The sequence below is a fragment of the Pseudomonas sp. E102 genome (genome assembly GCF_052660185.1).
Genome location: NZ_CP084025.1, coordinates 5,145,612 through 5,157,041 on the forward strand (window position 1 = coordinate 5,145,612; position 11,430 = coordinate 5,157,041).

Annotated in this window: 11 protein-coding genes; 8 read left to right on the forward strand and 3 right to left on the reverse strand. The window is 60.9% G+C overall.

The features are described from left to right. Nucleotides 1–82: 82 nt before the first annotated feature. Nucleotides 83–787 carry a fimbria/pilus chaperone family protein gene (locus DOCECA_RS23165; protein ID WP_434608871.1) on the forward strand — a complete coding sequence of 235 codons (705 nt, stop codon included), beginning with the start codon at nucleotides 83–85 and terminating at the stop codon, nucleotides 785–787. Then, nucleotides 787–3,201, forward strand: a complete 2,415-nt coding sequence (locus tag DOCECA_RS23170; protein ID WP_445571147.1) for a fimbria/pilus outer membrane usher protein — start codon at nucleotides 787–789, stop codon at nucleotides 3,199–3,201. The genes DOCECA_RS23165 and DOCECA_RS23170 overlap by 1 nt, the downstream gene beginning before the upstream one ends. A 39-nt stretch (nucleotides 3,202–3,240) precedes the next feature. On the opposite strand, the gene DOCECA_RS23175 is transcribed toward DOCECA_RS23170, so the two are convergent. Next, entirely contained in the window at nucleotides 3,241–4,671 is a 1,431-nt protein-coding gene (locus tag DOCECA_RS23175; protein ID WP_420767168.1) for an aminotransferase-like domain-containing protein, read from the reverse strand. Between the two features lie 181 nt (nucleotides 4,672–4,852). On the opposite strand from DOCECA_RS23175, the gene DOCECA_RS23180 reads away from it, so the two are divergent. Beyond that, nucleotides 4,853–5,098, forward strand: a complete 246-nt coding sequence (locus DOCECA_RS23180) for a DUF1127 domain-containing protein (protein WP_420767169.1) — start codon at nucleotides 4,853–4,855, stop codon at nucleotides 5,096–5,098. A 46-nt stretch (nucleotides 5,099–5,144) separates the two neighbouring features. Here DOCECA_RS23180 and DOCECA_RS23185 read toward each other — a convergent pair whose 3' ends face one another. Continuing rightward, entirely contained in the window at nucleotides 5,145–6,458 is a 1,314-nt protein-coding gene (locus DOCECA_RS23185) for an NAD(P)/FAD-dependent oxidoreductase (protein WP_445571148.1), read from the reverse strand. 146 nt (nucleotides 6,459–6,604) lie between these two features. On the opposite strand from DOCECA_RS23185, the gene DOCECA_RS23190 reads away from it, so the two are divergent. Then, complete coding sequence (locus DOCECA_RS23190; protein ID WP_420767171.1) at nucleotides 6,605–6,958, forward strand: YkgJ family cysteine cluster protein; 354 nt, start codon at nucleotides 6,605–6,607, stop codon at nucleotides 6,956–6,958. A 5-nt stretch (nucleotides 6,959–6,963) separates the two neighbouring features. Here the strand turns inward: DOCECA_RS23190 and DOCECA_RS23195 are convergent, their stop codons facing one another. Next, nucleotides 6,964–7,452 (reverse strand): Lrp/AsnC ligand binding domain-containing protein, encoded by a 489-nt coding sequence (locus DOCECA_RS23195; protein ID WP_003206849.1) that lies wholly within the window; start codon nucleotides 7,450–7,452, stop codon nucleotides 6,964–6,966. 154 nt (nucleotides 7,453–7,606) lie between these two features. Between DOCECA_RS23195 and dadA the strand changes: the two genes are divergently transcribed. The 4 genes from dadA (at nucleotide 7,607) to DOCECA_RS23215 (ending at nucleotide 11,387) form a co-directional block, all read left to right on the forward strand. Continuing rightward, complete coding sequence (gene dadA, locus DOCECA_RS23200; RefSeq protein WP_445571149.1) at nucleotides 7,607–8,911, forward strand: D-amino acid dehydrogenase; 1,305 nt, start codon at nucleotides 7,607–7,609, stop codon at nucleotides 8,909–8,911. Between the two features lie 127 nt (nucleotides 8,912–9,038). After that, entirely contained in the window at nucleotides 9,039–10,112 is a 1,074-nt protein-coding gene (alr, locus tag DOCECA_RS23205; RefSeq protein WP_445571150.1) for an alanine racemase, read from the forward strand. A gap of 128 nt (nucleotides 10,113–10,240) precedes the next feature. Then, on the forward strand, nucleotides 10,241–10,789 hold the full coding sequence (locus tag DOCECA_RS23210) for a cupin domain-containing protein (RefSeq protein ID WP_030138196.1): 549 nt from the start codon (nucleotides 10,241–10,243) through the stop codon (nucleotides 10,787–10,789). Between the two features lie 184 nt (nucleotides 10,790–10,973). Then, entirely contained in the window at nucleotides 10,974–11,387 is a 414-nt protein-coding gene (locus DOCECA_RS23215; RefSeq protein WP_434611694.1) for a c-type cytochrome, read from the forward strand. Nucleotides 11,388–11,430: the final 43 nt, after the last annotated feature.

Below are 11,430 nucleotides of genomic sequence, written 5' to 3' on the forward strand. Positions count from 1 at the left end.
TGAGGAGCCGTGCTCCTGCGGGTAGGTTTGATGCCGACGAGACGTGCCTGGCATGTCTCGGTCGGTGCCTCTGGAGATTCCCATGTTTGTTCGAAATTGCTCGCTGTGGACGAGTGCGATGGCAGCGCTGTGCCTGCCATTCATAGGCCTTGGCGCCCAGGCGGCCGGAATGGTCCCGGAAACGCCGGTTGTGATTGTCGACCAGGGCATAGGGGAGGCGACCCTGAATGTCAGGAATACGGACGATCAACCGGCATTGCTCTATAGCGCTGTCCTTGACCTTCCGCAGGACAAGGAACCGTTGCTCCTGGTCAACCCTCCCGTGGCTCGACTGGAACCCGGCCAGAGCCAGCAAGTGCGTTTTATCCTTCACAGTGCCGCTGTCTTGCAGACGGAGCGGCTCAAGCGCGTCGTGTTCGAGGGCATCAAAGCGCGTCCGGCGGCGAGCGGCGCACAAATCTCCATGGGCGTGCGCCAGAACATCCCGGTGATTATTCGTCCGGCTGGCCTGGCAACGGAGCGAATGCCTTGGAAACGGCTGGTCTGGAGCGCCAGGACCGGTGAGATAAGCGTGAGCAATCCCAGCCCCTATGTTGTGAGGCTGGCACGGTCGGTGAGTCTGATTCCCGGTGGTGCAACACTGGATATCGGCCGTACCTATATCCTGCCGGGGGAAACGCTGGCGTTCGCCACGCCATCGAGCCTGGGCACACATGTCCGGTTGTTCCCAGCCACCACCTACGGGTTTGCCGCTGGTAGCCACGACGCACGCTTGAGCTTGCAGTAGTGGGCCTGGGTGTCTTCTGGCGGCCTGTCGGCAGCCTGGTCCTGATGTCGATTGCCTGGACCGAAGCCTCGGCACAGGCGTCCGATGAATTTGACCGTTCGGTGCTCGAAGCGCGAGGGATCGATCCGAATGTCGCCGAGTACTTTCGCAGCGCCGCGCGGTTTGCCGCAGGACGCAACCGCGTCTCCCTGAATGTCAATGGCGTACCTTCCGGGCAGATCTTCGTGACGTTCGATGACGAAGGGCAGTTGTGCGTCGATGCGAACTTGTTTGAGCACGTGGGAATCGCCGCGCCGTCGAACGTGAATCCAGGCGTTGATGAGGCGCTGTGCCTGTCTGCCGTACAAGCGTTGGCCGGCTTCCAGGTGCAGCTTGATCCGGGACAGAACCTGGTTTCATTGGTGGTGCCCGCCGACTTGCTGGCGAGGCCAGGGCAGCGTCCCGGCGGCTGGGACTCCGGAGGGGTGGCAGGTGTGTGGAATTACGATGCTCTGGTCATCGACGGTTCCGCTGCGGGGCAGTCCAGCCACTATCGCAGCTTGGGCACTGAGCTGGGTTTCAACGCCGGAGATTGGGTCGTACGCAGCCGCCAGAATTACACGTCGTTCCAGGGCGTGACGCGTTTCGAGACGCTGTACACCCAAGCATCCAAGACCTGGGAGCGATTTGGCGCGCAGGTGCAGTTGGGCCAGTTGAACATGCGTTCCTCGTTGTTTTCCACGGGCCCGTTCACCGGGGTGCAAATCTTCCCGGAAACGGCGCTTTCCGCGGATGCGGGTGGGCTGGGCGCGGGATCCGAGGTCCAAGGGTTGGCCTATTCGACGGCCCGAGTCGAGGTCCGTCAGAGTGCCATCGTGATCTATACCACTTTGGTCCCCCCCGGGCCGTTCACCTTGCGCGACCTGCCGCTGATCAGTGATAGGCTGGATCTGGAAGTCAGCGTGTTCGAAGAAAGCGGTGAGCGTCGCGATTTTCATGTGCCTGCCGCGCAAGTGCGTCCCGCGAGACTAGGCACCCTGCCCAGTTATGGATTGGCGGCAGGCAGGATCCGGCAGATCGGGCGTGACCATGACACTCCGTCATTTTTTGCGGCCAGCCGGGACTGGCGATGGGGCCCTCGGACGCAGACGAGCGCAGGGTGGATGGGGGCCGACGGTTACCAATCCATTGGATGGGGCGTTTCTCAAGCGCTGACCCCAGCGACCGTGCTGACCCTGCAGCAGCTCGGTTCACGCACGACACGAGGCATCGGCGGCCAAGAGATCCAGGCCACACTCAACACGACGCTGGGCGACGGGCTATCGGTCGGTTTGACAGCGGGCCAGCGCAGCCCTGGGTTTCGATACTTGTCTGAGGCCGGGCGTGATGCCGTTGGAGGTGACCCGTTTGCCCGCGCGGCCAATCACTGGAGCCTATCGCTGAGGAGAGCGGATCCGGCATGGGGTGCGCTGAGCGGATCATTGGCTCGCTATCAGGGCGGGGGTGGAAAAGCTCATTCGAGGGTCAGCGCGGCATGGTCGCGGGGTTTCGACTGGGCGACGTTTTCGCTGAGCCTTGAACACGACAGGTTTGAGCAAGCGGGTAGATCAGGTGCGTTCGTCAACGTGGGTGTGCCCCTGGGACGCAACCGAAGAATAAGCACTTCTGTACGTTACGATGATTCGAGAGGAGTGCGCAGTGGCGCACGTTATTCGGAGCAGGTCAGTGACAGCCTTGGCTACAGCATCGGTGCCGATCGCTTCGCCGACGACCGGAACGACTTCAACGCCAGGCTTAACGCCGTGCCCCGTTATACCAGCGCAGAACTGGGGTATTCCCAGAGCAGCGCCGGCGCGCGCCATTATGACCTGACGCTACGCGGGGGGTTGGCTTTGCACGACGAGGGCGTGACGCCTTCGCCGTATCCGCTGCGCGACACGTTTGGCCTGCTCAAAGTCGGCGACTACGCCGGAGTCAAGATTGGAACGTCCCAGGGGCCCGTCTGGACCGATGGAGCCGGGCGTGCGGTGGCGGCTGAACTGCCGCCTTACCAGGCGAGCCGTGTTGAAATCGACACGGTCAGCCTCCCTCGCAACATTGAGGTGCCAAATGGTTACCAAGAAGTGCGGGCAGCGCGCGGCGCTGTGCCGCGGCTCGACTTCCAGGCCGCCAGGGTTCGTCGCTTGTTGCTATACGTGCGCAACGAAGAGGGGGTGCCCATGGCCAAGGGCCTTGGGGTTTACGACCACGCGGGTCAGTACTTGACGACGGTGGTCGATACGGGCCTGGTATATCTGGAGGATGCCCCTGTCGTGGCAAAACTCTCTATAGCGCTTGCCGATGAGCAAATCTGCCGCTTGGAAATCGATACTCGCCAGATGCCGGCATCCTCAGCGCCTATTGATCGTCTTGAGGTGGCTTGCCAGGTTGGCTGAGCGTACCTGCACCGCCGATCATTCAGTGAGCGATGAGCTTCATTGGACGTTGGCGACATCGCTCAACAGCTTGCTCGCGGCGGCACCCACCTTGCGTACAGCATCTTCGATTTGCGCCGTTGGCTTGGCAGCGTAGTTCATGCGCAGGCAATTACGGTATTTGCCAGATGCCGAGAAAATACTGCCGACCGCGATCTGGACCCCTTGGTCATGAAGCATGCGGTTGAGCTTCAGCGTATCGAAGCCTTCCGGCAACTCGACCCAGAGCATGAAGCTGCCACGAGGGCGGCTGGCGCGGGTGCCCTGGGGGAAATATCGGCTGACCCAGTCCATCATTACGTCGCGATTGCGCTGGTATTGCCCGCGCATGCGGCGTAAATGCGGCTCGAAATGACCAGCCTTGAGAAACTCGGCAATAGCGATCTGGGGCTGCGGCGCGGTAGATCCCGTGCTGATGTACTTCATGTGCAGCACCCGTTCCAGATAGCGGCCGGGGGCAACCCAACCCACTCGCAGGCCCGGCGCCAAGGTCTTGGAAAAAGAACTGCAGAGCAGGACGCGCCCATCTTCGTCGAAAGACTTTATGGTGCGCGGACGCGGGTAGGTGTAGGCCAGCTCGCCATACACATCGTCTTCGATAATCGCCACATCAAAGCGCTGTGCCAAGGTCAGGAGGGCGCGTTTGTTGGCCTCGGGCATGATGTAACCCAACGGGTTATTGCAGCTAGGGGTCAACTGTATGGCCTTGATCGGCCATTGCTCCAACGCCAGTTCCAAAGCTTCCAGGCTGATGCCAGTGAGTGGGTCGGTGGGGATTTCCAGGGCTTTCATGCCCAGGCCTTTCAGCGTCTGCATGGCGCCATGGAAGCTGGGTGAATCCACCGCGACGATGTCACCTGGCTCGCAGGTGGCGCGGACGCTCACTGACAACGCTTCGTGGCAGCCGGTAGTGACAATCAGATCGTTGGCGCCCAGTTGGCAGCCGGAGTCCAAGGACAGCCGGGCGATCTGTTCCCGCAGTTCCAGGTTGCCGTAGATGTTGTCGTAATACAGGCCGGGCATGTCTTGCCGTCGGCTGATCTGCGCCAGGCTGCGAAGTAATGGCTTCATGGTTGGCGAATGGATATCCGGCATCCCGCGACCCAGCTGCACCACGTCTTTGCGCGGTACGGCGCGTATCAGTTCCAGCACTTGGTCCCATTGTGAAATGTCCACCGGGCGCTGGGCTGGACGGCCCACCGCCGGCAGGTCCGGCAGTTCCCGGCTGACCGGCACGAAATAGCCAGACTTGGGTTTCGGCATTGCCAGCCCGCTGTCCTCCAGCACGCGATAGGCCTGCTGGACCGTGCTCAGGCTGACCCCGTGTTCGGTGCTCAAGGCGCGCACCGACGGCAGCCGGTCACCGGGGCGGTAGAAGCCTTGTTCGATACGGGTGCCGAGCAGCTCGGCGAGGTTCACGTACAGCGTCATGGTGCGTTCTCAGTGAAGTGGGAAAGCGACAACCAATACAGTTGCGGCGCAAAACTTCGATTCAGTGCCGAAAACGCCGATTCTGTATGCTTATAAAAGACATCGCCTGAATCTGTATTGCTTTTGGCCGTCCGCGCATCATGAAAGCTCTGGCTACCCAAGTAAACAGGAGCGATCAAAAATGAACGGCTTGAGCGATGTACGGCTGACGTTACACAGTCAGGAACTGGCGGCTGGGCAGGAAAAGGAGCTGCGCAGCGGGGCTTTGCGCAATGCGCCAGCCGGCCTGAGTCGCTGGGGACTGTTCTGGCATCGTTTGCATACACGCAAAGCCCTGTTGGACATGTCGACCGAACAGTTGCGTGATATTGGACTGAGTCGGGAGCAGGCGCGGGCGGAAGGCTTGAAGCCGTTCTGGCGGATTTGAATCGATAAGAAACCTGTGGCGAGGGAGCAAGCTCCCTCGGCCCCTGTCACACCAGTTCTTTCAATCTATGCCACAACATCCCCAATGCCAGCAGCGGTGAGCGCAAATGTTTGCCCCCTGGGAATGTCATATGCGGCACCTGTGCAAAAAGATCGAAGCCACCTCCCTGTTGCCCACTGATTGCTTCGGCCAGCAGTTTGCCCGCCAGGTGCGTGGCGTTTACGCCATGGCCCGAGTAGGCCTGGGCGTAATACACGTTCGGCTGATCCTTGAGACGGCCGATCTGTGGCAAGCGGTTGGCGCCGATGCCGATCATCCCGCCCCATTGATAATCGATTTTCGCGTCCGCTAACTGAGGGAAAACCTTGAGCATTTTCGGACGCATATAGGCGCCGATGTCCTGCGGATCGCGCCCGGAATAATGACAAGCCCCGCCGAACAACAAGCGGCGATCCGCCGAAAGCCGGTAATAATCCAGCGCCACCCGCTGATCACAAACGGCCATGTTCTGCGGTAATAGCGCATGTGCCTGAGTTTCGCTCAACGGCTCGGTCGCGATGATGTAGCTGCCGGCCGGCAGCACTTTGCCGCTCAACTCCTGGTTCAAGCCATTGAGGTAGGCGTTGCAGCCCAGCACCAGGGTATTGGCGCGGACCGAGCCGTGCTCGGTATGTACTTTTACTTGATGGCCATAGTCGATGCGGGTGACGGCTGATCGTTCGAACAGTCGAACTCCCAATTGCTGGGCCGCCATGGCTTCTCCCAGCGCCAGGTTGAGCGGATGCAGGTGACCCGAACCCATGTCGACCAAGCCGCCAACGTAACGATCCGAGCCCACCACGCTGTGCATTTCGTCAGCGCGCAGCAGTCGGGTCTCGTAGCGGTAGCCCAGGCTGCGCAATTCTTCGGCGTCTTCGGCGAAGCCCTCGAGGTCGCCGGGTTTGTTCGCAAGGTCACAATAACCCCAGGTCAGGTCGCAAGAAATCTGAAAGCGCTCGACTCGTTGTCGGACGATTTCCACCGCCTCAAGCCCCATCAGTTTCATCTGACGGACGCCGTCGTTACCGACGACCGAAGCAAACTGGTCGAGGCCGTGCCCAACGCCGCGAATCAACTGGCCGCCGTTGCGTCCGCTGGCACCCCAGCCAATTTTATGTGCTTCGAGCAACACCACGCTCATCCCGCGCTCGGCCAGTTCGATGGCCGTGTTCAACCCGGAGAACCCGCCGCCCACCACACAGACGTCCGCGATCAGCTCGCCTTGCAACACCGGATGGTCCGGCTGCGGCAGGCTGCTGGCGGCGTAATAAGAGGCGGCGTGCGCGTGGCTCGGGACAGGTTGCTGAACACGGGCGTTCATGTGCGTAATCCTGATTGATGTGTTTGAGAAATTTTACGGAGCATAAGCCGTGCTTTCCTCCATCGGCAACTCTGGTCGGCTGACGCTGTCTGGCCTGCGCCTTTTGAGGCAGAATCCAAGGCTGTCCCGACCCGGTACTCGCCTCGATGAGCTGCAACAGCCAAAAAATCCGCACGCTGCGTCAGCAGATCCCTACGTTTGAGTGCGTGCCGGGCTGTCACGACTGCTGCGGCCCGGTGACCACCTCGCCCGAGGAAATGTCCCGGCTACCGCGCAAGACCCGCGCCGAACAGGACGCCGCCATGGAAGCGCTCGATTGCGTGCACCTGGGGCCGAACGGTTGCACGGTCTACGACGAGCGGCCGTTGATCTGCCGTCTGTTCGGCACCACGGCGACCTTGCCATGTCCCAATGGTCGACGGCCGGTGGAGCTGATCCACCCGCGTGTCGAGAAGCAGATTCATGAGTACATGGCGAGTACCCGGCAGGTGTTGGTCTAGGCCTCTCAATCCGGGATCGGCAGGTTCAGGCTCTCCTTCACTTCTTCCATCACGATATAGCTCTTGGACTCACGCACGTGGGGCAGCTTGAGCAGGATGTCGCCCAGCAGCTTGCGGTACGAGGCCATCTCGGAAATCCGCGCCTTCACCAGATAATCGAAGTCGCCCGACACCAGGTGGCATTCCAGGACGTGTGGCAATTTCAGCACTGCGCGTCGGAATTCTTCGAAGGTATCGCCGGACTTGTAGTCGAGGCTGATCTCGACAAACACCAGCAGGCTGCCCTTCAGGTGCTGCGGATTGAGCCGGGCGTTGTAGCCCATGATGATGCCTTCGCGCTCCAGGCGCCGGACCCGCTCGGTACATGGCGTGGTGGAGAGACCGACCTTTTCGCCCAGTTCGGTGAAGGAAATCCGCCCGTCCGCCTGGAGGATGCGCAGAATGTTGCGGTCGATCTTGTCCAGCTCGCGCTTGGTCTGGGTATTGGTACGCACAGGTGATGCGCCTCCATGAAAAGGGTTTTTGCCGAGAATTCTCGCCAAATATAGGGATTTATATAGTGAAAAGCACTGGCTGATCTTTTTTACACTGCGCCCATCTAAGCTTTGTACAACAAACGTCAGCGGTCATCCGCGATGAGGATTCAACATGCGCGTTCTGGTCTTGGGTAGCGGCGTCATCGGTACCGTCAGTGCTTACTATCTGGCCCGTGCCGGGTTTGAAGTGGTGGTGGTCGACCGTCAGCCGGCGCCGGCCATGGAAACCAGTTTCGCCAACGCCGGCCAGGTGTCGCCGGGTTACGCCTCGCCGTGGGCCGCGCCAGGTGTGCCGCTCAAGGCCATCAAGTGGCTGTTGCAGCGTCACGCGCCGTTGGCGATCAAGGCCACTGCCGACATCGATCAATACCTCTGGATGGCGCAGATGCTGCGCAATTGCACTGCCAGCCGCTACGCAATCAACAAGGAGCGCATGGTCCGCCTGTCCGAGTACAGCCGTGACTGCCTGGACGAGTTGCGCGCCGAGACCGGCATTGCCTACGAGGGCCGCAGCCTGGGCACTACTCAACTGTTCCGCACCCAGGCCCAGCTCGATGGCGCGGCCAAGGACATCGCCGTGTTGAAGGAGTCTGGCGTGCCGTTTGAAGTCCTCGACCGCGCAGGCATCGCCCGGGTCGAGCCGGCGTTGGCCAACGTCACCGACATCCTCGCCGGTGCGCTGCGCCTGCCCAATGACCAGACCGGCGACTGCCAGATGTTCACCACCCGCCTGGCGGAAATGACTGTCCAGCTCGGCGTGCAATTTCGGTTCGACCAGAATATCGAGCGCCTGGATTTCGCCGGTGACCGCATCAACGGCGTCTGGATCGACGGCAAGCTGGAAACAGCCGACCGCTACGTCCTGGCCTTGGGCAGCTACTCGCCACAGTTGCTCAAGCCCCTCGGTATCCGCGCGCCGGTGTATCCGCTCAAGGGCTATTCCCTGACCGTGCCGATTACCGACCCGGCGATGGCGCCGACCTCGACCATTCTCGATGAGACCTACAAGGTCGCGATCACCCGGTTCGACAACCGTATTCGCGTCGGCGGCATGGCCGAAATCGCTGGATTTGACCTTTCGCTGAACCCGCGTCGGCGCGAAACCCTGGAGATGATCGTCAACGACCTTTATCCTCGGGGCGGCGACCTGGCCCAGGCCAGTTTCTGGACAGGCCTGCGCCCAACTACACCGGACGGCACGCCTATTGTGGGCGCTACCCCGTTCAAGAATCTGTTCCTGAACACTGGCCACGGCACCCTCGGTTGGACCATGGCCTGTGGTTCCGGTCGCCTGCTGGCGGACCTGATGGCGAAGAAAAAGCCACAGATCAGCGCCGAAGGCCTCGACATTTCCCGTTATGGCAGCAAACCCCAGGAGTCCGCAAAACATGGCAATCCAGCGCCAGCTCACCAATGACTGCTTGAGTGTTTCGGCCGCGCTGCCCTGACAGCTGTCAAAACTCTCCCTCTCCCGGCGCTGTTGGTGGTTGATGCTGTCAGCCTGCGCCGGTTTTTTATCCATGACTGCCTAGAAGCGTGCCGCCATGCGTCCTGCCCGTGCCCTGATCGACCTCCAAGCCTTGCGTCATAACTATCAATTGGCCCGTGAAGTCACGGGGGCCAAAGCCCTTGCGGTGATCAAGGCCGACGCCTATGGGCACGGGGCGGTGCGCTGCGCCGAAGCTTTGCAGGAAACGGCCGACGGGTTTGCCGTGGCCTGTATCGAAGAGGCCCTGGAGCTGCGAGCGAGCGGTATTGGTGGACCGATCCTGCTGCTGGAAGGATTTTTCGAGGCCGATGAGCTTGCCTTGATCGTCGAACATGATTTCTGGTGCGTGGTGCATGCGTTGTGGCAACTCGAAGCGATCGAGCGCGCGACGCTGGGCAAGCCGATCACGGTCTGGCTCAAGCTCGATTCGGGTATGCATCGGGTCGGATTGCATCAGGACGAGTTCCAGCCGGCGTATCGTCGCCTCCTGGCCAGTGGAAACGTGGCGAAGATCGTATTAATGAGTCACTTCGCCCGTGCCGATGAACTGCATGACCCCAGCAGCCTGCAACAATTAGCGGTATTCGAGCAGGCCCGCCAGGGCCTGATGGCAGAGGTCAGCCTGCGCAATTCTCCGGCGGTGCTGGGTTGGCCGCAGATCCCCAGCGACTGGGTGCGGCCCGGCATCATGCTGTACGGCGCAACGCCTTTCGAGGAGGCCAATGCCGTTGCTTCGCGCCTGCAGCCGGTTATGACGCTGGAGTCTAGAATCATCAGCGTGCGCGAGCTTCCTGTCGGCGAGCCCGTGGGTTATGGCGCACGCTTTGTCACGGCGCAACCGACACGCGTGGGCGTGGTCGCCATGGGCTACGCCGACGGCTACCCGCGCCAGGCGCCCAACGGCACGCCGGTGCTGGTGGACGGGCAGCGTAGCCAACTGGTCGGGCGGGTATCGATGGACATGCTGTGCGTGGACTTGACCCATATCCCCCAGGCCGGGCTCGGCTCCACGGTCGAGCTATGGGGCAAAAATGTCCTCGCCAGCGACGTGGCGATGGCTGCCGGCACGATTCCCTACCAGATATTCTGCAACCTGCGGCGGGTGCCAAGGCTCTATTCCAAGGGGTGAGGCTGAGCGCTATCTACCGAAAGTCGCTTCACCGCACAGGATTCGGGCCAAAGTGTTGTAAATACTGAACGCTGTCGCCATGATAACGCTCACTTTACACACAATCTGATTCCCTGGAGGCTCCAGCATTGGACGTCGGTGAACGACTGCAATCCATTCGTAAACTCAAAGGCCTTTCCCAGCGTGAACTCGCCAAGCGCGCGGGCGTCACCAACAGCACCATTTCGATGATCGAGAAAAACAGCGTGAGCCCCTCGATCAGCTCGCTGCGCAAGGTCCTTGGCGGGATTCCCATGTCCATGGTCGAGTTTTTCTCCGAAGAAATCCTCCAGGAGAAACCGACCCAGATCGTCTACAAAGCCAACGAACTGATCGACATCTCCGATGGCGCCGTGACCATGAAACTGGTGGGCCGGGCGCATCCGAGCCGGGCGATTGCGTTTTTGAACGAAATCTATCCGCCTGGCGCCGACACGGGCGACGAGATGCTCACCCACGAAGGCGAAGAAACCGGGATCCTGGTGGAAGGGCGGTTGGAATTGGTGGTGGGCGCCGAAACCTTCGTGCTCGAAGCCGGTGACAGCTACTATTTCGAAAGCACCAAGCCCCACCGCTTCCGTAACCCGTTCGACGTGCCGGCGCGACTGATCAGCGCAGCCACACCGGCCAATTTCTAGACCAAGAGGCGCCGAGCCCGCAGGGGCAATGGCGCCCGAAGGTTGGCCTGTCATGACAAACAAGACCCTTGCGACTTTGGGGTTGTTTCGGAGTGACAGGCTTACCGCTATACTTGCGCCCGCCTGCAAACCGTGGCCGCAGGCGTGACTAGCCACCATTGAGGGTGTACGCGTGAACCTAATTATGAAAATGCTGGCTGCACCAGCAACCGTATTGGCCCTATGGGCTGCGAGCGCTCAAGCGGCGCCCAACGATGACATCGCCAAGCGCCTTGAACCCGTCGGCCAGGTTTGCGTCCAGGGCAAGGAATGCAAGGGGATGGAAGTGGCTACAGCGGCGGGCGGTGCCGGCGGTGCCAAGGCGCCAAAAGACGTCATTGCCAAACATTGCAACGCTTGCCACGGTACTGGTCTGCTGGGCGCGCCGAAAATCGGTGACAAGGCAGCCTGGAAAGAACGCGCCGACCACCAGGGCGGTCTCGATGGCATCCTGGCCAAGGCCATCACGGGCGTCAACGCCATGCCGCCTAAAGGCACCTGCGCCGATTGCACCGATGATGAACTCAAAGGCGCCATCAAAGAGATGTCCGGTCTGTAACAGGCATTCATCTTCCGCAAAAAAGCCGCTTACGAGCGGCTTT